The following is a 24295-nucleotide window of genomic DNA, read 5'->3' on the forward strand; positions in this document are numbered from 1 at the left end:
TCCGGCCCGAATGGGAGGGGCGCTACAGGTCGCCGGTCCAGTGGCCCTCGCGGGACACCAGACGGGAGAAGGACAGGGAAGGGGAGTGGCTGTTCAACATAATGAACGGAATATTAACTTTAGGTATCCATGCGTATCAATCGATAGATTTTGGCTAAATATTTCCGCGATTGTTACGGGTTTGAGCGCGCCTGCTTTCGGGGTTGGCAAAAACCTGTTCGCTTTATTGATCGTTCTGGGGCTTCGGCGCCCTGGAGCGGCAGACGCTGCCAGAGGCACCTGGAAAACGCGCTGGATGGCCCGTTCCACGGGGCTTAGACCATGGTCCAAGTCCGGTAAGACCATGGTCGAATGGCCCCACTGACAGGCGGGGGATACAAAAGACGGCATACAAAAACAACTACCCGTCGAGGTATGAGACATGAGTGCTGCTTCACTGTATCCGGTGCGTCCCGAGGTGGCTGAAAAGTCGCTGACCAACGAGGCGACCTACAAGGCCATGTACCAGCAGTCGGTGATCAACCCCGATGGTTTCTGGCGCGAGCAGGCTCAGCGCATCGACTGGATCAAGCCGTTCACCAAGGTCAAGCAGACCTCCTTCGACGACCACCACGTCGACATCAAGTGGTTCGCCGACGGCACCCTCAACCTCTCCGCCAACTGCCTGGATCGTCACCTCGCCGAGCGCGGCGACCAGCTGGCGATCATCTGGGAAGGCGACGACCCGTCCGAGCACCGCAACATCACTTACCGCGAGCTGCACGAAGAAGTGTGCAAATTCGCCAACGCCCTGCGCGGCCAGGATGTGCACCGCGGTGACGTGGTCACCATCTACATGCCGATGATCCCCGAAGCGGTGGTGGCCATGCTGGCCTGCACCCGCATCGGCGCCATCCACTCCGTGGTCTTCGGCGGCTTCTCTCCCGAGGCCCTGGCCGGTCGCATCATCGACTGCAAGTCCAAGGTGGTGATCACCGCCGACGAAGGCCTGCGTGGCGGCAAGAAGACCCCGCTGAAAGCCAATGTCGACGACGCCCTGACCAACCCCGAGACCAACAGCGTCCAGAAGCTCATCGTGGTCAAGCGCACCGGCTCCACCATCAAGTGGAACCCGCACCGCGACGTCTGGTACGAGGACCTGATGAAGGTCGCCTCCAGCCAGTGCCTGCCGAAGGAGATGGGTGCCGAGGACCCGCTGTTCATCCTCTACACCTCCGGCTCCACCGGTAAGCCCAAGGGCGTGCTGCACACCACCGGCGGCTACCTGGTCTACGCCTCGCTGACCCATGAGCGCGTGTTCGACTACCGCCCGGGCGAAGTCTTCTGGTGCACCGCCGACATCGGCTGGGTCACCGGCCACACCTACCTGGTGTACGGGCCGCTTTCCAACGGCGCCACCACCCTGATGTTCGAGGGCGTGCCGAACTACCCGGACGTCAGCCGCGTCGCCAAGATCATCGACAAGCACAAGGTCAACATCCTCTACACCGCCCCCACCGCCATCCGCGCGATGATGGCCGAGGGCAAGGCTGCCGTGGCCGGTGCCGACGGCTCCAGCCTGCGCCTGCTGGGTTCGGTGGGCGAGCCGATCAACCCGGAAGCCTGGCACTGGTACTACGAGAACGTCGGCCAGTCCCGCTGCCCGATCGTCGACACCTGGTGGCAGACCGAGACCGGCGCCTGCCTGATGACCCCGCTGCCGGGTGCCCACGCCCTGAAGCCGGGCTCTGCCGCGCGGCCCTTCTTCGGCGTGCAGCCGGCCCTGGTGGACAACCTGGGCAACCTGATCGAGGGCGCCGCCGAAGGCAACCTGGTGATCATCGACTCCTGGCCGGGCCAGGCCCGTACCCTGTACGGCGACCACGACCGCTACGTCGACACCTACTTCAAGACCTTCAAGGGCATGTACTTCACCGGTGACGGTGCCCGTCGCGACGAGGACGGCTACTACTGGATCACCGGCCGCGTCGACGACGTGCTCAACGTCTCCGGCCACCGCATGGGCACCGCCGAGATCGAGAGCGCCATGGTCGCCCACCCGAAAGTCGCCGAGGCCGCCGTGGTCGGTGTCCCCCACGACATCAAGGGGCAGGGCATCTACGTCTACGTCACCCTCAACGCCGGCGTGGAATCCTCCGAAGCGCTGCGCCAGGAGCTGAAGCAGTGGGTGCGCCGCGAGATCGGCCCCATCGCCACACCGGACGTGATCCAGTGGGCACCCGGCCTGCCCAAGACCCGCTCCGGCAAGATCATGCGCCGCATCCTGCGCAAGATCGCCGTGGCCGAGTACGACACCCTCGGCGACATCTCCACGCTGGCTGATCCTGGCGTGGTGCAGCACCTCATCGACACCCATCGCACCATGCAGGCCGCCTGACCCGGCGACCTCCCGCTCCAGCGAACGCCCCGCCCGGCCACAAGCCCGGCGGGGCGTTCTGCTTCTGGTCGATTGATATCGGACGGTGCCAGCGGCAGGCGTGTGGCAACGGGGGATAGCGAGCGGTAACAGTCGGGGTGTAACCTTGCGCGCCATTCTGGGGCGCCTGGGAGCAGATTGCCCCGGGCTGGTGCTGAATGAGGTGGGGCTGGCAGCCCGGTAGCGGGCTGGAGCGCCCGTTTTTACTGGGGGTGTTGGAAAGTGGTCTGGTAATTGCTTTTCCAAAAGGTTCTGAATTGAACTGCCTAGTCACGAAAGTGGGTTGCTGTCAACCTCTCCCTCCCGGCCGTCCTGGCCTTTTGTAATTTGTTGTCGCATTGAAGAAATATCGACTTTAGGGCTGTCGCTAGAATGCCGCTCACCCGGCCAAGGCCATTTCCCTGAGTTCAATCAAGGTAAATTCCGCGCCTATTTCTACAATTCGCTGAATGGTCTGGGCACGATCTCTCCTGCCAGCAGATGCTTCCCTATTCCAAGGAGTCAAACATGAAGAAGATTGCCCTTCTCGGCGCTCTGGCGCTGACCCTGCTGTCGCCGCTGGCAGCCACTGCCGATGATTCCAAGCCCCTGCGCATTGGCATCGAGGCCGCTTACCCGCCCTTCGCCTTCAAGACCCCGGACGGCAAGATCACCGGCTTCGACTACGACATCGGCAACGCCCTCTGCGAAGAGATGAAGGTCAAGTGCCAGTGGATCGAGCAGGAGTTCGACGGCCTGATCCCCGCCCTCAAGGTGCGCAAGTTCGACGCCGTGCTGTCCTCGATGACCATCACCGAAGACCGCAAGAAGTCCGTCGACTTCACCAACCGCTACTACCTGACCCCGATCAAGCTGGCGATGAAGGCCGGCACTGTGATCAACGACCCGCTGGTGGACCTGAAGGGCAAGAAGGTCGGCGTCCAGCGCGCCAGCACCTACGACCGCTTCGCCACCGAGGTCTACGCCCCGGCCGGCATCGAAGTGGTGCGCTACAGCTCGCAGAACGAAGTGTTCCTCGACATGACCGCCGGTCGCCTTGACGCGACCCTGGCCGATGCCGTGAACATCGACGACGGCTTCCTCAAGACCGAAGCCGGCAAGGGCTTCGCCCTGGTAGGCCCGGACTACACCGATCCGAAGTACTTCGGTGAAGGCGCCGGCATCGCCGTTCGCAAGGGCGACAAGGCCCTGGCGGACAAGATCAACGCCGCCATCGCCGCCATCCGTGCCAACGGCAAGTACAAGGAAGTCCAGGACAAGTACTTCCAGTTCAACATCTACGGCGAGTAATCCCCTCCGCCCTTCCCCGGAAGTGGCACAACCAGGACGTTGAGGTCGCGCGTGCGACCACGGCACCGCGCGACCGGGCGTCACGGTCGGCGGCTAACCTGCAGGTTGTGCCACTTTTTCATTGCAGCGGTGCTGTCCGGTTTCACCTGGGGCGCTGCAAGAGGACCTGAAACATGCTCAACGGCTACGGCTCGACCATTCTCGAGGGTGCCTGGCTCACCCTGCTGCTGGCGCTGTCCTCCATGTCCATGGCCATCCTGCTCGGCCTGGTCGGCGCGGCCTTCCGCCTGTCGCCGGTGCGCTGGCTGGCCATCATGGGGGATGCCTACGCCACCGTGGTCCGCGGCATTCCCGACCTGGTGCTGATCCTGCTGATCTTCTACGGCGGCCAGCAGGTGGTGAACCTGGTGGGGCCGATGGTCGGCTATGACGACTACATCGACCTCGACCCGTTCTGGTCCGGGGTCTTCACCCTCGGCTTCATCTTCGGTGCCTACCTGTCCGAGACCTTCCGGGGTGCCTTCATGGCCATCCCGAAAGGGCAGGGCGAGGCCGGCTTCGCCTACGGCATGAACGGTCGCCAGGTGTTCTTCCGCATCCTCGTGCCGCAGATGATTCGCTTCGCCATCCCCGGCTTCACCAACAACTGGCTGGTGCTGACCAAGGCCACCGCGCTGGTGTCCGTGGTGGGCCTGCAGGACATGATGTTCAAGGCAAAGAGCGCGGCGGACGCCACCCGCGAGCCCTTCACCTTCTTCCTGGCCGTGGCGGGTCTGTACCTGGTGCTGACCAGCGTGTCGCTGCTGGCGTTGCGCTTCCTGGAAAAACGTTACTCCGTCGGCATCAAGGCCGCCGATCTGTGAGCGAGAGGGCGCATCCGTGATCTTCGACTACACCGTCATCTACGAGAACCTGCCGCTCTACTTCAGCGGCGTGCTGGTGACCCTCAAGCTGCTGGCCATTTCCCTGGCCGTCGGCCTGCTGGTGGCCGTGCCCCTGGCGCTGATGCGGGTCTCCAAGCAGCCCATGGTCAACTTCCCGGCCTGGCTCTACACCTACGTCATCCGCGGCACCCCGATGCTGGTGCAGCTGTTCCTCATCTACTACGGCCTGGCCCAGTTCGAGGCCGTGCGCGCAAGCTGGCTCTGGCCCTACCTGTCCAACGCCACCTTCTGTGCCTGCCTGGCGTTCGCCATCAACACCAGTGCCTACACCGCCGAGATCCTCGCCGGCAGCCTCAAGGCCACGCCCCACGGCGAGATCGAAGCGGCCAAGGCCATCGGCATGTCCCGCGCCAAACTGTACCGCCGCATCCTGCTGCCCTCGGCCCTGCGCCGTGCGCTGCCGCAGTACAGCAACGAAGTGATCATGATGCTGCACACCACCAGCCTGGCCTCCATCGTCACCCTGGTGGACATCACCGGCGCCGCGCGCACCGTGAACTCGCAGTACTACCTGCCGTTCGAGGCGTTCATCACCGCCGGCCTGTTCTACCTGTGCCTGACCTTCATCCTGGTGCGCCTGTTCAAGCTGGCCGAGCGCCGCTGGCTGGCCTACCTGGCTCCGCGCAAGGCCTGATGCCATGGAGCGCATCGATCACGAACTGCCCTGGGGCCTGCCCGGTACCCGCCGCCAGCTGAGCGTCTTCCGCTTCGGCGCCGGCGCGCGCAAGGCGTACCTGCAGGCGTCCCTGCATGCCGACGAACTGCCGGGCATGCGCGTGGCGGTGGAGCTCAAGCGGCGCCTGGCCGAACTGGAGGCCGAAGGCCGCCTGACCGGCTGCATCGAACTGGTGCCGGTGGCCAACCCCATCGGCCTCGGCCAGGTGCTGCAGGCCACTCACCTGGGCCGTTTCGAGTTCACCAGCGGGCGCAACTTCAACCGGGGCTTCGTCGGCCTGGCGGCCCAGATCGAGGCCGGCCTTGAAGGGCGTCTGGGTGATGATGCCGATGCCAACCGCACCACCATCCGCGAGGCCATGCAGGCCGCCCTGTGCCAACTGCCGCCGGCCACTTCGGAGCTGGAGGGCCTGCAGCGCCTGCTGCTGACCCATGCCTGCGACGCCGACCTGGTGCTGGATCTGCATTGCGACCTGGAGGCGGCCGTGCACCTGTACTGCCTGCCGCAGCACGCCGCGCCGCTGGCCGGGCTCTCGGCCCGCCTGGGGGCCGCGGCCGTGCTCACCGCTGAAGAGTCCGGTGGCAGCTCCTTCGACGAGGCCTGCTCGCTGCCCTGGCTGCGCCTGGCCCGGCGCTTCCCGCAGGCGTCGATTCCGCTGGCCTGCGTGGCCAGCACGGTCGAGCTGGGCGGCGTGGCCGATACCGACCGCCCGCTGTCCGAGGCTCGCGCCGAGGCCATTCTCGCAGTGCTCGCCGAGCACGGGTTGATCGACGGTGACTGGCCGGCCGCGCCGCCGGCACGGTGCGAGCCGACCCCCTTCGAGGGCACCGAACTGCTCTATCCGCCCCACGCCGGTGTGGTCAGCTTCCTGCAGCCTGCCGGTGCGCGGGTCAGGGCTGGCGAGCCGCTGTTCGAAGTGATCGACCCCTTGAGCGACCGCCATTCCACGGTGTGCGCCACGGTGGACGGCGTGCTGTTCGCCCGTGAGCGCACCCGCTTCGCCCAACCCGGACTTTGGCTGGCCAAGGTGGCCGGCCGTGAACCCATTCGTCAGGGACGCTTGCTGAGCGACTGATCCAATCGCATCGAGACCGAGACCATGTACAAACTGGAAGTCCAAGACCTGCACAAGCGCTACGGCAGCCATGAAGTCCTCAAGGGCGTCTCCCTGGCCGCCAAGGCGGGCGATGTGATCAGCATCATCGGCTCGAGCGGATCGGGCAAAAGTACCTTCCTGCGCTGCATCAACCTGCTGGAGCAGCCCCACGGCGGCAAGATCCTGCTCAATGGCGAGGAGCTCAAGCTGGTGGCCAACAAGGACGGCGGCCTCAAGGCGGCCGACCCCAAGCAGCTGCAGCGCATGCGTTCGCGCCTGGCCATGGTGTTCCAGCACTTCAACCTGTGGTCGCACATGAGCGCCCTGGAGAACGTCATCGAAGCGCCGGTGCACGTGCTCGGCGTGTCGAAGAAGGAAGCCATCGAGAAGGCCGAGCACTACCTGGCCAAGGTCGGCGTGGCCCACCGCAAGGACGCCTACCCGGCGCACATGTCCGGCGGTGAGCAGCAGCGCGTCGCCATCGCCCGCGCCCTGGCGGTGGAGCCGGAGGTGATGCTGTTCGACGAGCCCACTTCCGCCCTCGACCCCGAACTGGTGGGCGAGGTGCTCAAGGTGATGAAGGACCTGGCCTTGGAAGGCCGCACCATGGTGGTGGTCACCCACGAGATGGGCTTCGCCCGCGAGGTGTCCAACCAGTTGATTTTCCTGCACAAGGGCGTGGTCGAAGAGACCGGCTGCCCGAAGGATGTGTTGGCCAATCCACAATCCGAGCGGCTCAAGCAGTTCCTCTCCGGAAGCCTCAAGTAAATCGTGCCGACTGAGGCTAAGCTGCCTGCCATGACTGCCCAACGAATCGGTTTCCTGCTCTGGCCCGGCACCAAGGCCATGACCCTGGCGCTGGCCGAGGAGGCCCTGCGCGTCGCCCAGCGCCTGCACCCGGAAGTGGTCTACGACCTGCACTTCCTCCAGGCCGAGGCACCGGCCGAAGGCGGCTGGCGCCTGCCGGGCGAGCCCTGGACCGGCAAGCTGGAAGGGCTGACACGCCTGTTCCTGCTGGCCGACGAGCCACCGGCGACGGTGTCCGTTGGGCTGGCCACGGCACTGAAGCAGGTGGCCCGCACCGGCTGCGTGGTGGGCGGGCTCTCCGCCGGGGTCTACCCGTTGGCGCAACTGGGCCTGCTGGACGGTTACCGCGCGGCGGTGCACTGGCGCTGGCAGGATGATTTCAGCGAGCGCTTCCCCAAGGTCATCGCCACCAGCCACCTGTTCGACTGGGACCGCGACCGCCTTACCGCCTGCGGCGGCCTGGCGGTGCTCGACCTGCTGCTGGCGGTGCTGGCCCGTGACCACGGCGCCGAGCTGGCCGGCGCCGTGTCCGAGGAACTGGTGGTGGAGCGCATCCGCGAAGGCGGCGAACGCCAGCGCATCCCGCTGCAGAACCGCCTCGGCTCCAGCCACCCGAAGCTCACCCAGGCGGTGCTGCTGATGGAGGCCAACATCGAGGAGCCGCTGACCACCGACGAGATCGCCCAGCACGTGTGCGTGTCGCGCCGCCAGCTGGAGCGCATCTTCAAGCAGTACCTCAACCGCGTGCCCAGCCAGTACTACCTGGAACTGCGCCTGAACAAGGCCCGGCAGATGCTGATGCAGACCAGCAAGTCGATCATCCAGATCGGTCTGTCCTGCGGCTTCTCCTCCGGCCCGCACTTCTCCAGCGCCTACCGCAACTTCTTCGGCGTCACCCCCCGCGAAGACCGCAACCAGCGGCGCAGCGGCGGCCCCTTCGACAACCAGCCGGCACTGTCCGAGCGCGGTTGATCACCGGTGCCGGGCGGGCGGTATGCAGCGCCCGGCGCCTCGTTCCTGTCTTCCTTGTGCTGGCAGCCCCGGTCGAGGGTGCTCTGTGCCGGTGTATGGCGTCTCGATGCGCCGTCTCGCCCCGTGTCCTTGCGCATGACGGATACCCGCCGGTCATCCCGTGGCGAATACGCTGTGCCCCGTGCGTCCTGTGGCGATCCGCGTTTAAACTGCGCCTTCCCGACGCTTTCTGTCGCATTTCCGAAAGCCTCGGATTTTCGCGGGTTTGGGCTGTAAGAAGTTGTCGCTTGGCGGCAATGCCAACCCCGGATCACTCCCTACAATCCTTTCACCACTAGCCGCTTCAGGCAGGAGAAACTGATGTCCGTTGAGCATGCGCAGGTCGAGCGCGCCGATTTCGATCAGCTGATGGTCCCCAACTATGCCCCCGCCGCGTTCATCCCGGTGCGAGGCCAGGGTTCCCGCGTCTGGGACCAGAGCGGCCGTGAACTGATCGACTTCGCCGGCGGCATCGCCGTGAACTCCCTGGGGCATGCTCACCCGGCACTGGTCAAGGCACTGACCGACCAGGCCAACAAGATCTGGCACGTTTCCAACGTCTTCACCAACGAGCCGGCCCTGCGCCTGGCCCGGAAGCTGGTGGACGCCACCTTCGCCGAGCGCGTGTTCCTCGCCAACTCCGGCGCCGAGGCCAACGAGGCCGCGTTCAAGCTGGCCCGTCGCTACGCCCACGACGTTTATGGCCCGCAGAAGCACGAGATCATCGCCGCCACCAACAGCTTCCACGGGCGCACCCTGTTCACCGTGACGGTGGGCGGCCAGCCGAAGTACTCCGACGGCTTCGGTCCGAAGATGGAAGGCATCACCCATGTGCCGTTCAACGACCTGGAAGCCCTGAAGGCCGCCATCTCCGACAAGACCTGCGCCGTGGTCCTCGAACCCGTGCAAGGGGAGGGCGGCGTGCTGCCGGCCGACCAGGCCTACCTGGAAGGCGCCCGCAAGCTGTGCGACGAGCACAACGCCCTGCTGGTGTTCGACGAAGTGCAGAGCGGCATGGGCCGCAGCGGCCACCTGTTCGCTTACCAGCACTACGGCGTGACCCCGGACATCCTCTCCAGCGCCAAGAGCCTGGGTGGCGGTTTCCCCATCGGCGCCATGCTGACCACCACCGAGATCGCCAAGCACCTCTCCGTGGGCACCCACGGCACCACCTACGGTGGCAACCCGCTGGCCTGCGCCGTGGCCGAAGCGGTGCTGGACGTGATCAACACCCCCGAAGTGCTCAGCGGCATCACCGCCAAGCACGAGCGCTTCAAGGCACGCCTCGAGGCCATCGGCCAGAAGTACGGCCTGTTCACCGAAGTGCGCGGCCTGGGCCTGCTGATCGGCGCGGTGCTGGCCGATGCCTGGAAAGGCAAGGCCAAGGACGTGCTCAACGCCGCCGAGAAGGAGGCCGTGATGGTGCTGCAGGCCAGCCCGGACGTGGTGCGCTTCGCGCCCAGCCTGGTGATCCCGGACGCCGACATCGACGAAGGCCTGGACCGCTTCGAGCGCGCCGTGGCCAAGCTGACCCAGGCCTGAGGGCCCGGAAGGCGCGGCACAGGAGGTGCCGCGCCGCACAACCAGGGATGAAGGTTTTTCATGCGTGATCGGCGGCCCATTGGCCGCCGTTTTCTCCGGTCGGCCAACGGCGCCGCCGGAGCCTTTATTGAAGGAGTGACTCCCATGCTGGTGATGCGCCCCGCGCAAATGGCCGACCTCGCCGATGTTCAGCGACTGGCCGCGGACAGCCCCGTGGGTGTCACGTCCCTCCCGGACGACGCCGGTCGCCTGGGCGAGAAGATCACCGCCTCCGAAGCGTCCTTCGCTGCCGAAGTGAGCTTCAACGGTGAGGAGAGCTATTTCTTCGTGCTGGAAGACACCGAGCGCGGCTGCCTGGTGGGCTGCTCCGCCATCGTCGCCTCCGCCGGTTTCTCCGAGCCCTTCTACAGCTTCCGCAACGAGACCTTCGTGCATGCGTCCCGGGAGCTGAAGATCCACAACAAGATCCACGTCCTCTCGCTGTGCCACGACCTCACCGGCAACAGCCTGCTGACCAGCTTCTACGTCGAGCGCGACCTGGTGAACACCGCCTTCGCCGAACTCAACTCCCGCGGCCGCCTGCTGTTCATGGCCAGCCACCCCGAGCGTTTCGCCGATGCGGTGGTGGTGGAGATCGTCGGCTACAGCGACGACCAGGGTGAGTCGCCGTTCTGGAACGCCGTCGGGCGCAACTTCTTCGACCTCAACTACGTCGAGGCCGAGCGCCTGTCGGGGCTGAAGAGCCGCACCTTCCTCGCCGAGCTGATGCCGAACTACCCCATCTACGTGCCGCTGCTGCCCGACGAGGCCCAGGAGTCCATGGGGCAGGTGCACCCGCGCGCGCAGATCACCTTCGACATCCTCATGCGCGAAGGCTTCGAGACCGACAACTACATCGACATCTTCGACGGTGGCCCGACCCTGCACGCCCGCACGTCCGGCATCCGTTCCATCGCCCAGAGCCGCGTGGTGCCGGTGCGCATCGGTGCCGCGCCCAAGGTGGGCCGCCAGTACCTGGTGAGCAACGGTCAGCTGCAGGACTTCCGCGCTGTGGTGGCCGAGCTGGACTGGGCCCCGGGCAAGCCGGTGGAACTCACCGCCGAAGCCGCCGAAGCCCTGGGCGTCGGCGAGGGCGCCAGCGTGCGCCTGGTGGCGATTTAACCCCGAGTGCCAGCCCTGGGCGGCGTGCCGCCCGACCTGCCGCTCGCAGCACGAAGCTCTAACGGAGTGACTATGATCGTTCGTCCCGTACGCAGCGCCGACCTGCCGGCCCTGATCGACCTGGCGCGCAGCACCGGCGCCGGCCTGACCACGCTGCCCGCCAACGAGGAGCGCCTGACCCACCGTGTGGGCTGGGCCGAGAAGGCATTCCGTGGCGAAGCCGAGCGGGCCGATGCCGACTACCTGTTCGTGCTCGAGGACGACGACGGCAAGGTCGTCGGCATCTCCGCTGTGGCCGGCGCCGTGGGCCTGCGCGAGCCCTGGTACAACTACCGCGTCGGGCTGACCGTCAGCGCCTCCCAGGAGCTGAACATCCACCGGCAGATCCCCACGCTGTTCCTGGCCAACGACCTGACCGGCAACTCCGAGCTGTGCTCGCTGTTCCTGCACGCCGGCTACCGCACCGGCCTCAACGGTCGCCTGCTGTCCAAGGCACGCTTCCTGTTCATCGCCGAGTTCCCCGAGCTGTTCGGCGACAAGGTGATCGCCGAGATGCGCGGCATGTCCGACGAGCACGGCGTCTCGCCGTTCTGGGAGAGCCTGGGCCGGCACTTCTTCAAGATGGAGTTCTCCCGCGCGGACTACCTCACCGGCGTCGGCAACAAGGCCTTCATCGCCGAGCTGATGCCCAAGTTCCCGCTCTACACCTGCTTCCTCTCCGAGGCGGCGCGGGACGTGATCGGGCGCGTGCACACCGACACCGAGCCGGCCCTGGCGATGCTCAAGGGCGAGGGCTTCAGCTTCCAGGGCTACGTCGACATCTTCGACGCCGGCCCGGCCATCGAATGCCAGACCGCGAAGATCCGCGCCGTGCAGGACAGCCAGGCGCTAGTGCTGGCCGTCGGCACCCCTGGCGAGGACGCCACGCCGTACCTGATCCACAACCGCAAGCGCGAGGATTGCCGCGTCACCGCCGCTCCGGCGCGTCTGGCTGCCGGCACCCTGGTGGTGGACGCCGACACCGCCAAGCGCCTGAAACTCTCGGCTGGCGCCTCGGTTCGCGCCGTGCCCCTGTCGGCCAAGGAGTCCGTGAAATGAGCACCCATTACATCGCAGGCGCCTGGCAGGCCGGGCAGGGCGAGGCCTTCGACTCGCTGAACCCGGTCACCCAGGAATCCGTCTGGAGCGGGCAGGGCGCCAGCGCCGAACAGGTCGAAGCCGCCGTGGCTGCCGCCCGTGCGGCCTTCCCGGCCTGGGCCCGCCTGAGCCTGGACGCGCGCATCGCCGTTCTCGAACGCTTCGCCACCACCCTCAAGACCCGGGCCGACGAACTGGCCCGCTGCATCGGCGAGGAGACCGGCAAGCCGCTGTGGGAGTCCGCCACCGAAGTGACCAGCATGGTCAACAAGGTCGCCATCTCCATCCAGAGCTACCGCGAACGCACCGGCGAGAAGAGCGGCCCGCTGGCCGACGCCACCGCCATGCTGCGCCACAAGCCCCACGGCGTGGTCGCCGTGTTCGGCCCCTACAACTTCCCTGGCCACCTGCCCAACGGCCACATCGTGCCCGCGCTGCTGGCCGGCAATGCCGTGGTGTTCAAGCCCAGCGAGCTGACCCCCAAGGTGGCCGAGCTGACGGTCCAGTGCTGGATCGAGGCGGGCCTGCCCGCCGGTGTGCTCAACCTGGTGCAGGGCGGCCGCGAAACCGGCGTCGCCCTGGCCGGCAACCCGGGCATCGACGGCCTGTTCTTCACCGGCTCCAGCCGCACCGGCAACCTGCTGCACCAGCAGTTCGCCGGCCGCCCGGACAAGATCCTGGCGCTGGAGATGGGCGGCAACAACCCGCTGGTGGTGGACGAGGTGGCCGATGTCGATGCCGCCGTCTACACCATCATCCAGTCCGCCTTCATTTCTGCCGGCCAGCGCTGCACCTGCGCCCGCCGCCTGCTGGTGCCGGTCGGCGCCTGGGGCGACGCGCTGCTGGCGCGGCTGGTGGCGGTGGCGGCGAGCATCCAGGTCGGCGCCTTCGACGCCCAGCCGGCGCCCTTCATGGGCTCGGTGATCTCCCTGGAGGCCGCGCGCCACCTGCTCAAGGCCCAGGAGCACCTGATCGCCCAGGGCGCCACGGCGCTGCTGGCCATGTCCCAGCCGCTGGAGACCGCCGCGCTGCTGACCCCCGGCATCCTCGACGTCACTGCCGTGGCCGAGCGTCCGGACGAAGAGTTCTTCGGCCCGCTGCTGCAGGTGATCCGCTACGACGGCTTCGAGGCCGCCATGGCCGAGGCCAACGCTACCCAGTACGGCCTGGCTGCCGGCCTGCTCTCGGACTCCCGCGAGCTGTACCAGCGCTTCTTCGTCGAGAGCCGCGCCGGCATCGTCAACTGGAACAAACAACTGACCGGGGCCGCGAGCAGCGCGCCCTTCGGTGGCGTCGGCGCGTCGGGCAACCATCGCGCCAGCGCCTACTACGCCGCTGACTACTGCGCCTACCCGGTCGCCTCGCTGGAAAGCGAAACCCTCGCCCTGCCTGCAACCCTGACGCCTGGAGTCAGCCTATGAGCGCCCATGAAGTGAACTTCGACGGTCTGGTCGGCCCGACCCACAACTACGGTGGCCTGTCCTATGGCAACGTGGCGTCGCAGAGCAACAGCCAGGCCGTCTCCAGCCCCAAGGAAGCCGCCCTGCAGGGCCTGGCGAAAATGAAGGCGCTGATGGACATGGGCTTCCAGCAGGGCGTGCTCGCCCCGCAGGAGCGCCCCAACGTCGCCGCGCTGCGCAGCCTCGGCTTCGCCGGAACCGACGCCCAGGTGATCGAGAAGGCCGCCCGTGAGGCCATGCCGCTGCTGGCCGCCTGCAGTTCGGCATCCAGCATGTGGACCGCCAACGCCTGCACCGTCAGCCCCGGCGCCGACACTGCCGACGGCCGCGTGCACTTCACCGCTGCCAACCTCAACTGCAAGTTCCACCGCAGCATCGAGCACCCCACCACCAGCCGCGTGCTGGGGGCGATGTTCGCCGACGAGCGCCACTTCGCCCACCACGCCGCGCTGCCGGCGGTGGCGCAGTTCGGTGACGAAGGCGCGGCCAACCACACCCGTTTCTGCAAGGGCTATGGCGAGGCCGGCGTGGAGTTCTTCGTGTTCGGCCGCAGCGCCTTCGACAGCCGCTTCCCGGCGCCCTCGCGCTACCCGGCGCGGCAGACCCTGGAGGCCAGCCAGGCGGTCGCGCGCCTGCACGGGCTGAGCGAGGCCGGTGTGGTCTACGCCCAGCAGAACCCGGCGGTGATCGACCAGGGCGTGTTCCACAACGACGTGATCGCGGTGGGCAATGGCGAGGTGCTGTTCCATCACCAGGACGCCTTCCTGGAGACCGACAAGGTGCTGGCCGAGCTGCACGACAAGCTGGGCCGCGTCGGTGGTCGCTTCCAGGCCGTGTGCGTGCCCCGCGAGGCGGTGACGGTGGAGGACGCGGTGCGTTCCTACCTGTTCAACAGCCAGCTGCTCAGCCGCGCCGACGGCAGCATGCTGCTGGTCGTCCCCGAGGAGTGCCGCAACAACGCGCGGGTGTGGCACTACCTGCAGACCCTGACCGCCGAGGACGGCCCGATCCGCGAGGTGAAGGTCTTCGACCTCAAGCAGAGCATGCAGAACGGCGGTGGCCCGGCGTGCCTGCGCCTGCGCGTGGCCCTGAAGGACAACGAGCTGGCGGCGGTCAACCCGGGCGTCATCCTCACCCCCTCGCTCTACGACACCCTGACCGCCTGGGTGGAGAAGCATTACCGCGATCGCCTGAGCGAAAGCGACCTGGCTGATCCACAATTGCTCACCGAATGCCGCACGGCATTGGATGAACTCACCCAGATCCTTAAACTGGGCGCCGTTTATCCGTTCCAACTGAACTGAGCGGCGTGCGGCCGGCGGTGAGGTGTTCCTCGGAACCCTCCGCCCCGCCCGCCGCTCTCAGCCTTACGATCCTGGAGTTCTACACATGTCCGACGCCCTGCAACTCATCCTCGAAGACACCGACGGCACCCAGCTGGAAACGTCCTGCACCCGTTTTGCCGTGGTCTGGCAGGGCAAGGAGGTCTGGATCCAGACCGCCGGCAACGGCCAACTGCTGATCGGCGTTGACGTGGAGGAGGGCGATACCGAGTACGCCAACCTGCTGCTGCGCCCGCTGGCCACCAACCTGGTGAGCCTGCAGCTGGAGATGGAACCGGCCGACGCCGACGACGAAGACGGCCACGTACACGGGCCGGACTGCAACCACGACCACTGAGGACGCGCGGATGCTGGCCCTTGGCAAGCTGCTTGAACTGACCCTGGCCGGCCGTGAGCCGACCGAGAAGATTCAACTGACCGCCGAGGGCACGCGCCTGCACTGGCTGGCGGAGGGCGCCCTGGAGGTGACCCCGCCCGCCGGCGCCGATGACGGCCTGGACCTGCTGCTCTCCGCCGGCATCCACGGCAACGAGACGGCGCCGATCGAGCTGCTCGACCGGCTGATCCAGGGTGTGGCCCGGGGCGAATTGAAACCCCGCGCGCGCATCCTCTTCCTGCTCGGCAACCCCGAGGCCATGCGCCGGGGCGAGCGCTACGTGGAGCAGGACATCAACCGCCTGTTCAACGGCCGCCACGAGCAGACCAGCGGCACCGAGGCCATGCGCGCCAACGAACTGGAACACTTGGCCGCTGCGTTCTTCGCCCGCGAGGGCCGCACCCGCCTGCACTACGACATGCACACCGCCATCCGCGGTTCGCGCATCGAACAGTTCGCCCTCTATCCCTACCGCGAGGGGCGTGCCCATTGCCCCCGCGAACTGGCGCGCCTGGCCGCTGCCGGGGTCGAGGCCGTGCTGCTGCAGAACAAGACCGGCATCACCTTCAGCTCCTACACCTACGCGCGGCTGGAGGCCGAGGCCTTCACCCTGGAACTCGGCAAGGCGCGGCCGTTCGGGCAGAACGAGGGCGTGAACCTCGACCGCCTGGAGACCCGCCTGCGTCAGTTGATCGAGGGCGCCGAGCCGGAGGCGGACACGCTGGGCGACCTCAAGCTGTTCGCCGTGTCCCGCGAGGTGATCAAGCACAGCGATGCCTTCCGCCTGCACCTGCCCGACGACGTGGAGAACTTCAGCGAGCTGCCCACCGGCTACCTGCTGGCCGAGGACATCGCCGGGACCCGCTGGGTGGTGGAGGAGCAGGGCGCGCGTATCATCTTCCCCAACCCCAAGGTGAAGAACGGCCTGCGCGCCGGCATCCTCATCGTGCCCGCCAACGTCGACTGATCCAGTGGGCCGAGCCCTTGCGGGCTGAGGCCCACTCCGTGGGGCGCCTGGCGCCCCTTGCCCCACCCGCCGCGCTCCTTTAGGGTCACCCCCTTACCCAGCCAAGGAGCCCGAGATGTCCGTCATAGACCTGCGCAGCGACACCGTCACCCAACCCACTCCGGGCATGCGCGAAGCGATGAGCCGCGCCCCGCTGGGTGATGACGTCTATGGCGAAGACCCCACCGTCAACCGCCTGGAAGCCTGGCTGGCCGAGCGCCTGGGGTTCGAGGCAGCGCTGTTCGTCCCCACCGGCACCATGAGCAACCTCCTGGGCCTGATGGCGCACTGCCAACGGGGCGACGAGTACATCGTCGGCCAGCAGGCGCACACCTATAAGTACGAAGGCGGCGGCGCGGCGGTGCTGGGCTCGATCCAGCCACAGCCCATCGAGGGCGAGGCCGACGGCAGCCTGGACCTGGCGAAGGTGGAGGCGGCCATCAAGCAGGACGACTTCCACTTCGCCCGCACCCGCCTGCTGGCGCTGGAGAACACCATGCAGGGCAAGGTCCTGCCCCTGGCGTACCTGGCAGCGGCCCGCGAGCTGACCCGCCGCCGTGGCCTGGCGCTGCACCTGGACGGCGCGCGGCTGTACAACGCCGCCGTGAAGCTGGGAGTGGACGCCGCCGAGATCACCCGTCATTTCGACTCCGTCTCCGTGTGCCTGTCCAAAGGGCTGGGCGCGCCGATCGGGTCGGTGCTGTGCGGCGGGGCCGAGTTCATCCAGCGTGCTCGCCGGCTGCGCAAGATGGTCGGTGGCGGCATGCGCCAGGCAGGCCTGCTGGCCGCCGCCGGGCACTACGCCCTGGAGCACCAGGTGGCGCGCCTGGCCGACGACCACGCCAAGGCCGCACGCCTGGGTGAAGGGCTTGCGGCACTGGGTTTCAGTGTGGAGCCGGTGCAGACCAACATGGTCTATGTCGACATCGGCGAGCGGGCCGCTGCCCTCAAGGCCTTCATGGCCGAGCGCGGCGTGATAGTGAGCGCGGCGGCACGCCTGCGCATGGTCACCCACCTGGATGTCGACGCCGCCGGAATCGAGCGGGTGATCGAGGGTTTTGCCGCGTTTCTGGATCATGCGGGCTGAAATCCCCCCGATAGCCCCTTTCTATCGCACAAGGCACTATCCGCGCGGCAAAGGGCCGATATAATGCGGCCCTTTGCCGGCGATTCTTGACCGCAGATTCCGTGGACGAACCTATGAAAAGCGCAGAAATCCGTGAAGCCTTCCTGAGCTTCTTCGAAGAGAAGGGGCACACCCGCGTCGCCTCCAGCTCCCTGATCCCGGGCAACGACCCGACCCTGCTGTTCACCAACGCGGGCATGAACCAGTTCAAGGACTGCTTCCTGGGCCTGGAAAAGCGCGCCTACACCCGTGCCACCACCAGCCAGAAGTGCGTCCGCGCCGGCGGCAAGCACAACGACCTGGACAACGTCGGCTACACCGCGCGCCACCACACCTTCTTCGAAATGCTGGGCAACTTCAGCTTCGGCGACTACTTCAAGCGCGATGCCATCCACTACGCCTGGGAATTCCTCACCGGCGACAAGTGGCTGAAGCTGCCCAAGGAAAAGCTCTGGGTCACCGTCTACGCCAGCGACGACGAGGCCTACGACATCTGGACCCAGGAAGTCGGCATCCCTGCCGAGCGCATGGTCCGCATCGGTGACAACAAGGGCGCGCCCTATGCGTCCGACAACTTCTGGGCGATGGGCGATACCGGCCCGTGCGGCCCCTGCACCGAGATTTTCTACGACCACGGCCCGGAAATCTGGGGCGGCCCGCCCGGTTCCCCTGAAGAGGACGGTGATCGCTACATCGAGATCTGGAACAACGTCTTCATGCAGTTCAACCGCACCGCCGATGGCGTGATGCACCCGCTGCCGGCACCCAGCGTGGACACCGGCATGGGCCTGGAGCGCATCAGCGCCGTGCTGCAGCACGTGCACTCGAACTACGAGATCGACCTGTTCCAGAGCCTGCTCAAGGCCGCCGCCGAGGCCATCGGCTGCGCCAACGACGACGCCCCGTCCCTGAAGGTCGTGGCCGACCACATCCGCTCCTGCTCCTTCCTGGTGGCGGACGGTGTGCTGCCGTCCAACGAAGGCCGTGGCTACGTGCTGCGCCGCATCATTCGCCGCGCCTGCCGCCACGGCAACAAGCTGGGCGCCAAGGGCACCTTCTTCCACAAGATCGTTGCTGCCCTGGTGGCCGAGATGGGCGAGGCCTTCCCCGAGCTCAAGCAGCAGCAGGCGCACATCGAGCGCGTGCTGAAGACCGAGGAAGAGCAGTTCGCCAAGACCCTGGAGCATGGCCTGAAGATCCTCGAGCAGGACCTCGCGTCCCTGCAGGGCCAGGTCATCCCGGGCGACATCGTCTTCAAGCTCTACGACACCTACGGGTTCCCGGTGGACCTGACCGCCGACATCGCCCGCGAACGCGAACTGACCGTCGACGAGGAAGGCTTCGAGCGCGAGATGGAAGCCCAGCGTGAACGCGCCCGCGCCTCCAGCGCCTTCGGCATGGACTACAACAGCCTGGTCAAGGTCGACGGTGACACCCGCTTCCTCGGCTACGCCGGTACCAGCGGCAGCGGCAAGGTCGTCGCGCTGTTCAAGGCCGGTGCTGCCGTCGACAGCCTCGCCGAAGGCGAGGAGGGCGTGGTGGTGCTGGACCAGACCCCGTTCTACGCCGAGTCCGGTGGCCAGGTGGGCGACTGCGGTTACCTGGAAGGCGCCGGTGTGCGCTTCGACGTCCGTGACACCACCAAGGCCGGCGGTGCCTTCCTGCACCACGGCATCGTGGCCAAGGGCGGTCTCTCGGTCGGCGCCAGCGTCAAGGCCGAGGCCGACTCCACCGTTCGCAGTGCCACGGCGCTGAACCACTCCGCGACCCACCTGCTGCACGCAGCCCTGCGTCGCGTGCTCGGTGAGCACGTGCAGCAGAAAGGCTCCCTGGTGGACAGCCAGCGCCTGCGTTTCGACTTCAGCCACTTCGAGGCCATCAAGCCCGAGCAGCTGAAAGCGCTGGAAGACATCGTCAACACCGAGATTCGTCGCAACACCGCAGTCGAGACCGAAGAGACCGACATCGAGACCGCCAAGGCCAAGGGCGCCATGGCGCTGTTCGGCGAGAAGTACGGCGACCAAGTACGCGTGCTGAGCATGGGCGGTGATTTCTCCGTCGAGCTCTGCGGCGGTACCCACGTCTCCCGCACGGGCGACATCGGCCTGTTCAAGATCACCAGCGAAGGCGGCGTAGCCTCCGGCGTGCGCCGTATCGAGGCAGTCACCGGTGCTGCAGCCCTGGCCTACCTGAACGGTGCCGAGGAGCAGCTGAAGGAAGCGGCCGTGCTGGTCAAGGGCAGCCGTGACAACGTCCTGGACAAGCTCGCAGCCCTGCTGGAGCGCAACCGCCAGCTGGAGAAGGAAGTCGACCAGCTCAAGGCCAAGGCGGCCAGCGCGGCCGGTGACGACCTGGCGGCATCGGCGGTGGAGGTCAAGGGTGTCAAGGTCCTGGCCGCGCGCCTGGACGTGGACGGCGACGCGCTGCTGGCGCTGGTCGACCAGTTGAAGAACAAGCTCGGCCGCGCAGTGATCCTGCTCGGCGGGGCGCTGGAGGGCAAGGTGACACTGGTCGCCGGCGTCACCCAGGACCTGACCGGCCAACTCAAAGCCGGCGATCTGATGAAGCAGGCCGCGGCAGCGGTCGGTGGCAAGGGCGGTGGCCGTCCGGACATGGCGCGTGGCGGTGGTACCGACGCCGCAGCCCTGGACCAGGCCCTGGCACTTGCCGTTCCGTTCGTCGAGCAGGGGCTCTGATGCCGTTGGCGCCCGGTTGCCACACGCACCGGGCGCCCGCCGGAACCCTTCGCCAGGAGCTCCGCGCCACGCCCGGCGGGCCCTTGGCAGTGTCCTGCGTTGATTGTTTAATGGGCGCCCTTCACGGGATTAGGCGGCTTTGAAATGGCTTTGATCGTACAGAAGTTTGGGGGGACCTCGGTCGGCACCATCGAGCGCATCGAGCAGGTGGCCGAGAAGGTCAAGAAATTCCGCGAGCGCGGTGACGACATCGTCGTGGTGGTTTCCGCCATGAGCGGCGAAACCAATCGCCTCATCGATCTGGCAAAGCAGATCAGCGACAACAAGCCGGTTCCGCGTGAGCTGGACGTGATGGTGTCCACCGGCGAGCAGGTGACCATCGCCCTGCTGGCGATGGCGCTGATCAAGCGCGGTGTGCCGGCCGTCTCCTACACCGGCAACCAGGTCCGCATCCTCACCGACAGCGCCCACAACAAGGCGCGCATCCTGCAGATCGACGACCAGAAGATCCGCGCCGACCTCAAGTCCGGTCGCGTCGTGGTGGTGGCCGGTTTCCAGGGCGTGGACGAGCACGGCAACATCACCACCCTCGGTCGTGGTGGTTCTGACACCACCGGCGTGGCCCTGGCGGCTGCCCTGAAGGCGGACGAGTGCCAGATCTACACCGATGTAGATGGCGTCTACACCACCGACCCGCGCGTTGTCCCCCAGGCCCGTCGCCTGGACAAGATCACCTTCGAGGAAATGCTGGAAATGGCCAGCCTCGGTTCGAAGGTGCTGCAGATCCGCTCGGTGGAGTTCGCCGGCAAGTACAACGTTCCGCTGCGCGTGCTGCACAGCTTCCAGGAGGGTCCGGGCACCCTCATTACCCTTGATGAAGAGGAATCCATGGAACAGCCGATCATTTCCGGCATCGCCTTCAACCGCGACGAGGCCAAGCTGACCATCCGTGGCGTGCCGGACATCCCCGGCGTGGCCTTCAAGATCCTCGGCCCGGTGAGTGCGGCCAACATCGAAGTGGACATGATCGTGCAGAACGTCGCGCACGATAACACCACCGATTTCACCTTCACCGTGCACAACAATGACTACCAGAACGCCCTGGCCGTGCTGGAGAAGACCGCTGCCGAGATCGGTGCCCGTGAAGTCGGCGGCAACACCAACATCGCCAAGGTTTCCATCGTCGGTGTCGGCATGCGCTCCCACGCGGGCGTCGCCAGCCGCATGTTCGAAGCCCTGGCCAAGGAAAGCATCAACATCCAGATGATCTCGACTTCCGAGATCAAGGTCTCCGTCGTCATCGAGGAGAAGTACCTCGAACTGGCCGTCCGTGCCCTGCACACCGCCTTCGAACTGGATGCACCCGCTCGACAGAGCGAGTGAGCCTTATAACGAAAGGCGCGGCTCACCCCGCGCCTTTCGTCGTTTTTGGTCTGCGGTGGTGGAACTTTCCTTTTGCCACCGCTGGTCAATACTTGGGTGGACGCCCCTTGAAATTCATGGGGGGCCGACGCCATTTCTTTTTTGCAGACTGTCCCTGAAACACATCCGTGAGGAGAAAGGAATGCTGATTCTGACTCGCCGGGTCGGAGAGACCCTGATGGTCGGTGATGAAGTCACTGTCACCGTATTAGGCGTGAAAGGTAATCAGGTGCGCATTGGCGTCAACGCCCCGAAAGAGGTAGCCGTGCACCGTGAGGAAATCTACCAGCGCATCCAGAAAGAGAAAGACCAGGAACCAAACCACTAATTTTTCTACTTTTTTTCTTTGCAAACGGGGAAAACATGGTTATCATGCGCCCCGTGTTGCGGAGAGGTGGCCGAGTGGCCGAAGGCGCTCCCCTGCTAAGGGAGTACACCTCAAAAGGGTGTCGGGGGTTCGAATCCCCCCTTCTCCGCCATTATTCAGTGTTGTAGAGATGTCAGCGGTTAGTTCGATAAGTTATTGAAAAGTATCGAAAAAATCAGTTGACGGTGGTTTTGAAGTCTCTATAATGCGCGCCCACAACGCACTCGTAGCTCAGCTGGATAGAGTACCCGGCTACGAACCGGGCGGTCAGAGGTTCGAATCCTCTCGAGTGCGCCATTTTCAATCAGCTGATATAGCGTCGGGTGATTGAAGAAACCAGCGGTGATCTGGTCTAAAAACACCACAACGCACTCGTAGCTCAGCTGGATAGAGTACCCGGCTACGAACCGGGCGGTCAGAGGTTCGAATCCTCTCGAGTGCGCCATACAAGAAAGGCCTGCAGAAATGCAGGCCTTTTTCTTTTCCCGCCTTTTTTATTTCTCCGGTAATTCCGTCGCTCTGTACGGGCAAGCGGTCACGGTGTGGCCGTGCCGGTGGCGAGACCGTCGAGGAAGGCCTGGTAGTGGCGTGCCGTCTCGGCGGGGCGCTCGATCATCGGGGCGTGTCCGCAATCCTTCATGATCACCGTACTGGCGTGCAGGATCAGCGGCTTCATGACATCGAGGCTCGATACATCGAGCACGCGGTCCTTGTCGCCCCAGAGCAGCAGGGTAGGGGCCTGGATCTTTGGCAGTTCCGGCTCCAGGGGGATGTAGCGCTGAACCAGTTGCTGAAAGACCGCTTCGTAGTGGACCTGGTTGGCGATGGCCCTGTCGGCCAGGTAGCGCTTGAGCGGGGCTGGCAGGATCGGCGGATCGACGAAGACGAAGTCCATCAGCCTGTCGTAGTCGGAGACGCGGGTGACCACCAGGGGATTGGGGCGGCCCTGTTCCAGCAGGTCGAACAGTTCGCTCTTGTGCGGTGCAGTGACCCCCGCGTTGTCGAAGAGCGCCAGCGAACGCACGCGGTCCGGGTAGCGCGCCGCATACAGCGCCACGATGTGCCCACCCATGGAGTTGCCCACCAGATGGACCTTGCCCACCCCCAGCGCCTGGATGAAGTCCGCCAGCCGCTCGGCCTGGGTACCGACGTCGTAGCTGCCCGTCGGCCGGCTGCTTTCGCCGAAGCCCGGCAGATCGGGTACCACCACGTGGTAGCGGCCGCTGAAATGCCGGGCCATGCGCAGCCAGTTGTCCTTGTCCGCACCGAAGCCGTGGACCATGACGATGGTCTCGCCCAGCTTCGGGCCGCCGTCGTAGTAGGCGAAATCCAGTTCGCCCGCTGTCACCAACTGATTGCTCAGGCCGGCCAGATGGGTTTCCACCAGTCGCGCGCTGGCCATCAACGCAGGCGGATAGAAATAAAGCGTGGCCGCCACTGCTGCCAGCAACGTCACAAGTCCTGCAAGCAGTTTCTTCATCAAGGCTTCCTTATGACAAAAAACGATTTCAAATGGCCTAAGCTAGCACGGCGTTATGGTCGTGCAGTGACACGGCCGGCGTCTTCCCAACCAAGCTCCAGTACTGGGACTCCATGATGTACAGACGTCTCTTCCTCGCTCCGTTGCTGATCGCCAGCCTGCTGGTGCCGACCCTCGCCCTGGCGGCCAAGAAGTGCGAGCGCCTGGTGGCCACGGGAAACCCCGAGTACCCGCCCTACCTGTGGCGCGACCCGCAGAACCCCAAGCTGCTGGTCGGCGCCAATGCTGACCTGCTGCACCGCATCGGCGAAGAGATCGGCGTGAAGATCGACGTCCTCTATACCGGCCCCTGGTCCCGCGCGCAGGACGAAGTGCGCACCGGTCGGGTCGACCTCATCGCCGGGGCCTTCCTCACCCTGCCGCGGCTGGAGACGATGGACTACATCCATCCCGCCTTCCTGGACACGCCCAGCGTGGTCTGGGTCAAGCACGGCCGCGCGTTCCCCTTCCAGGGGCGTGACGACCTCAAGGGACGCACCGGTGGCACCCTGGTGAACAACAGTTTTGGCCAGGACTTCGACCACTTCGCCCGCGACAACCTCACCCTCGAAGAAGTCCCCAGTGTCACCCAGGCCTTCCAGAAGCTGCTGCTGGAGCGCACCGAATTCGTCCTCTACGAGCACTACCCCGGCGTCGCCCTGGCGGAAACCCTCGGCATCACCAATGACCTGGAAGTGCTGGAACCACCTATCGCCAGCGAAGGGCTGTACCTCACGCTCTCTTACAACTCCGCCTGCAACGACCCCTGGCTGCGCGGACAACTGGCGAAAAAGATGACAGAATTGGTCGCCGCAGGGGTGCCGCAGGCCCTGCTGCAACGCAATCTCGAGCGGTGGCGGACCCAGCAGGTACAGCCCGCCACGGCCCCGAAACCGTAGG

The 24295-nt window shown here is 66.0% G+C and carries 20 protein-coding genes and 3 tRNA genes; 22 read left to right on the forward strand and 1 reads right to left on the reverse strand.

Annotation, left to right across the window (positions count from 1 at the left end; all coding sequences use genetic code 11):
- The first annotated feature begins 421 nt into the window (after window positions 1-421).
- The 21 genes from acs (at window position 422) to BM198_RS11900 (ending at window position 22321) form a co-directional block, all read left to right on the forward strand.
- A complete protein-coding gene (acs, locus tag BM198_RS11800; RefSeq protein WP_044412319.1) occupies window positions 422-2377 on the forward strand; it encodes an acetate--CoA ligase in 1956 nt (651 codons plus the stop codon).
- 546 nt (window positions 2378-2923) lie between these two features.
- Window positions 2924-3706 (forward strand): ABC transporter substrate-binding protein, encoded by a 783-nt coding sequence (locus BM198_RS11805; RefSeq protein WP_044412316.1) that lies wholly within the window; start codon window positions 2924-2926, stop codon window positions 3704-3706.
- 173 nt (window positions 3707-3879) lie between these two features.
- Entirely contained in the window at window positions 3880-4569 is a 690-nt protein-coding gene (locus BM198_RS11810; protein ID WP_044412314.1) for an ABC transporter permease, read from the forward strand.
- Window positions 4570-4585: 16 nt separating this feature from the next.
- The gene (locus tag BM198_RS11815) at window positions 4586-5284 is read left to right on the forward strand and encodes an ABC transporter permease (protein ID WP_044412311.1); all 699 of its coding nucleotides are present in this window, start codon (window positions 4586-4588) and stop codon (window positions 5282-5284) included.
- 4 nt (window positions 5285-5288) lie between these two features.
- On the forward strand, window positions 5289-6401 hold the full coding sequence (locus BM198_RS11820) for a succinylglutamate desuccinylase/aspartoacylase family protein (protein WP_074970138.1): 1113 nt from the start codon (window positions 5289-5291) through the stop codon (window positions 6399-6401).
- 24 nt (window positions 6402-6425) lie between these two features.
- A complete protein-coding gene (gene aotP / locus BM198_RS11825; RefSeq protein ID WP_044412306.1) occupies window positions 6426-7190 on the forward strand; it encodes an arginine/ornithine transport ATP-binding protein AotP in 765 nt (254 codons plus the stop codon).
- A 30-nt stretch (window positions 7191-7220) separates the two neighbouring features.
- Entirely contained in the window at window positions 7221-8201 is a 981-nt protein-coding gene (gene argR, locus BM198_RS11830; RefSeq protein ID WP_074970141.1) for a transcriptional regulator ArgR, read from the forward strand.
- Window positions 8202-8561: 360 nt separating this feature from the next.
- Window positions 8562-9782 (forward strand): aspartate aminotransferase family protein, encoded by a 1221-nt coding sequence (locus tag BM198_RS11835; RefSeq protein WP_074970143.1) that lies wholly within the window; start codon window positions 8562-8564, stop codon window positions 9780-9782.
- A gap of 144 nt (window positions 9783-9926) precedes the next feature.
- Window positions 9927-10943, forward strand: a complete 1017-nt coding sequence (gene aruF, locus BM198_RS11840) for an arginine/ornithine succinyltransferase subunit alpha (protein ID WP_044412298.1) — start codon at window positions 9927-9929, stop codon at window positions 10941-10943.
- Window positions 10944-11015: 72 nt separating this feature from the next.
- Window positions 11016-12041, forward strand: a complete 1026-nt coding sequence (gene astA / locus BM198_RS11845; protein ID WP_044412295.1) for an arginine N-succinyltransferase — start codon at window positions 11016-11018, stop codon at window positions 12039-12041.
- Window positions 12038-13501, forward strand: a complete 1464-nt coding sequence (gene astD / locus BM198_RS11850) for a succinylglutamate-semialdehyde dehydrogenase (protein ID WP_074970145.1) — start codon at window positions 12038-12040, stop codon at window positions 13499-13501. The genes astA and astD overlap by 4 nt, the downstream gene beginning before the upstream one ends.
- Entirely contained in the window at window positions 13498-14844 is a 1347-nt protein-coding gene (gene astB / locus BM198_RS11855) for an N-succinylarginine dihydrolase (protein WP_074970147.1), read from the forward strand. The genes astD and astB overlap by 4 nt, the downstream gene beginning before the upstream one ends.
- A gap of 85 nt (window positions 14845-14929) precedes the next feature.
- Complete coding sequence (locus BM198_RS11860; protein WP_044412286.1) at window positions 14930-15220, forward strand: hypothetical protein; 291 nt, start codon at window positions 14930-14932, stop codon at window positions 15218-15220.
- A 10-nt stretch (window positions 15221-15230) separates the two neighbouring features.
- Complete coding sequence (gene astE, locus BM198_RS11865; RefSeq protein WP_074970149.1) at window positions 15231-16226, forward strand: succinylglutamate desuccinylase; 996 nt, start codon at window positions 15231-15233, stop codon at window positions 16224-16226.
- 115 nt (window positions 16227-16341) lie between these two features.
- Window positions 16342-17352, forward strand: coding sequence for a low-specificity L-threonine aldolase (ltaE, locus tag BM198_RS11870; protein WP_074970151.1), 1011 nt, complete (start codon window positions 16342-16344; stop codon window positions 17350-17352).
- A 113-nt stretch (window positions 17353-17465) separates the two neighbouring features.
- On the forward strand, window positions 17466-20087 hold the full coding sequence (gene alaS / locus BM198_RS11875) for an alanine--tRNA ligase (RefSeq protein ID WP_074970153.1): 2622 nt from the start codon (window positions 17466-17468) through the stop codon (window positions 20085-20087).
- A gap of 144 nt (window positions 20088-20231) precedes the next feature.
- Window positions 20232-21470 (forward strand): aspartate kinase, encoded by a 1239-nt coding sequence (locus BM198_RS11880; protein WP_044412275.1) that lies wholly within the window; start codon window positions 20232-20234, stop codon window positions 21468-21470.
- A gap of 181 nt (window positions 21471-21651) precedes the next feature.
- Entirely contained in the window at window positions 21652-21837 is a 186-nt protein-coding gene (csrA, locus tag BM198_RS11885; RefSeq protein ID WP_007159101.1) for a carbon storage regulator CsrA, read from the forward strand.
- A gap of 60 nt (window positions 21838-21897) precedes the next feature.
- Window positions 21898-21988 (forward strand) — tRNA-Ser (locus BM198_RS11890).
- A 108-nt stretch (window positions 21989-22096) separates the two neighbouring features.
- A tRNA-Arg gene (locus tag BM198_RS11895) sits at window positions 22097-22173 on the forward strand.
- A 71-nt stretch (window positions 22174-22244) separates the two neighbouring features.
- A tRNA-Arg gene (locus BM198_RS11900) sits at window positions 22245-22321 on the forward strand.
- 90 nt (window positions 22322-22411) lie between these two features.
- On the opposite strand, the gene BM198_RS11905 is transcribed toward BM198_RS11900, so the two are convergent.
- The gene (locus BM198_RS11905; RefSeq protein WP_074970155.1) at window positions 22412-23356 is read right to left on the reverse strand and encodes an alpha/beta fold hydrolase; all 945 of its coding nucleotides are present in this window, start codon (window positions 23354-23356) and stop codon (window positions 22412-22414) included.
- 116 nt (window positions 23357-23472) lie between these two features.
- Here BM198_RS11905 and BM198_RS11910 point away from each other — a divergent pair, with 116 nt between their 5' ends.
- The gene (locus BM198_RS11910; protein WP_074970157.1) at window positions 23473-24294 is read left to right on the forward strand and encodes a substrate-binding periplasmic protein; all 822 of its coding nucleotides are present in this window, start codon (window positions 23473-23475) and stop codon (window positions 24292-24294) included.
- The last annotated feature ends 1 nt before the right edge of the window (window position 24295 follow it).

The sequence above is a fragment of the Metapseudomonas otitidis genome (assembly GCF_900111835.1).
Lineage (GTDB): Bacteria > Pseudomonadota > Gammaproteobacteria > Pseudomonadales > Pseudomonadaceae > Metapseudomonas > Metapseudomonas otitidis.

Bases quoted from the DNA above. Each gene is read 5' to 3' on its own strand.
- alaS (WP_074970153.1), top strand. From the start codon at position 17,466: ATGAAAAGCGCAGAAATCCGTGAAGCCTTCCTGAGCTTCTTCGAAGAG.
- ltaE (WP_074970151.1), top strand. From the start codon at position 16,342: ATGTCCGTCATAGACCTGCGCAGCGACACCGTCACCCAACCCACTCCG.
- astD (WP_074970145.1), top strand. From the start codon at position 12,038: ATGAGCACCCATTACATCGCAGGCGCCTGGCAGGCCGGGCAGGGCGAG.
- BM198_RS11805 (WP_044412316.1), top strand. From the start codon at position 2,924: ATGAAGAAGATTGCCCTTCTCGGCGCTCTGGCGCTGACCCTGCTGTCG.
- acs (WP_044412319.1), top strand. From the start codon at position 422: ATGAGTGCTGCTTCACTGTATCCGGTGCGTCCCGAGGTGGCTGAAAAG.
- astE (WP_074970149.1), top strand. From the start codon at position 15,231: ATGCTGGCCCTTGGCAAGCTGCTTGAACTGACCCTGGCCGGCCGTGAG.
- BM198_RS11905 (WP_074970155.1), bottom strand. From the start codon at position 23,356: ATGAAGAAACTGCTTGCAGGACTTGTGACGTTGCTGGCAGCAGTGGCG.
- BM198_RS11810 (WP_044412314.1), top strand. From the start codon at position 3,880: ATGCTCAACGGCTACGGCTCGACCATTCTCGAGGGTGCCTGGCTCACC.
- BM198_RS11880 (WP_044412275.1), top strand. From the start codon at position 20,232: ATGGCTTTGATCGTACAGAAGTTTGGGGGGACCTCGGTCGGCACCATC.
- argR (WP_074970141.1), top strand. From the start codon at position 7,221: ATGACTGCCCAACGAATCGGTTTCCTGCTCTGGCCCGGCACCAAGGCC.
- aotP (WP_044412306.1), top strand. From the start codon at position 6,426: ATGTACAAACTGGAAGTCCAAGACCTGCACAAGCGCTACGGCAGCCAT.
- aruF (WP_044412298.1), top strand. From the start codon at position 9,927: ATGCTGGTGATGCGCCCCGCGCAAATGGCCGACCTCGCCGATGTTCAG.
- csrA (WP_007159101.1), top strand. From the start codon at position 21,652: ATGCTGATTCTGACTCGCCGGGTCGGAGAGACCCTGATGGTCGGTGAT.
- astA (WP_044412295.1), top strand. From the start codon at position 11,016: ATGATCGTTCGTCCCGTACGCAGCGCCGACCTGCCGGCCCTGATCGAC.
- BM198_RS11910 (WP_074970157.1), top strand. From the start codon at position 23,473: ATGTACAGACGTCTCTTCCTCGCTCCGTTGCTGATCGCCAGCCTGCTG.
- BM198_RS11860 (WP_044412286.1), top strand. From the start codon at position 14,930: ATGTCCGACGCCCTGCAACTCATCCTCGAAGACACCGACGGCACCCAG.
- astB (WP_074970147.1), top strand. From the start codon at position 13,498: ATGAGCGCCCATGAAGTGAACTTCGACGGTCTGGTCGGCCCGACCCAC.
- BM198_RS11820 (WP_074970138.1), top strand. From the start codon at position 5,289: ATGGAGCGCATCGATCACGAACTGCCCTGGGGCCTGCCCGGTACCCGC.
- BM198_RS11835 (WP_074970143.1), top strand. From the start codon at position 8,562: ATGTCCGTTGAGCATGCGCAGGTCGAGCGCGCCGATTTCGATCAGCTG.